Origin of the sequence: Streptomyces sp. AC555_RSS877 (assembly GCF_019049245.1) — a bacterium.
Classification (GTDB): Bacteria; Actinomycetota; Actinomycetes; order Streptomycetales; family Streptomycetaceae; genus Streptomyces.
Genome location: NZ_JAGMUK010000130.1, coordinates 1 through 426, shown reverse-complemented (window position 1 = coordinate 426; position 426 = coordinate 1). Strand labels below are relative to the sequence as shown.

Below are 426 nucleotides of genomic sequence, written 5' to 3'. Positions count from 1 at the left end.
GGCTTATGCGGCGCGGTGTGAGGGCCGGGAACCGGTGTGGGATGCGTTGCCGGTGCAGTATGCGGATTATGCGTTGTGGCAGCGGGAGTTGCTGGGTGATGAGGGTGATCCGGCAAGTGTGCTGTCGCGTCAGGTGGAGTACTGGCGTGGTGCGTTGGCGGGGGCGCCGGAAGAGCTGGCGTTGCCGTATGACCGTGCTCGTCCGGTGGTGGCGTCGCATGAGGGGCATGCGGTGCGGGTGGATGTGCCGGCTGGGGTGCATGCGCGGTTGCGTGAGGTGGCCCGTGAGCGTGGCGTGACGGTGTTCATGGTGTTGCAGGCGGCGCTCGCGGTGACGTTGCACCGTCTGGGTGCGGGGACGGATATCCCGATCGGGTCGGCGATTGCCGGGCGGACGGATGAGGCGCTGGACGAGCTGGTCGGCTG

Annotated in this window: 1 protein-coding gene; it reads left to right on the top strand. The window is 68.1% G+C overall.

The window, feature by feature from the left end; genetic code table 11:
* A partial coding sequence (locus tag KUM49_RS37570; protein WP_217241460.1) for a condensation domain-containing protein occupies nucleotides 1-426 on the top strand: 426 nt, incomplete at both ends.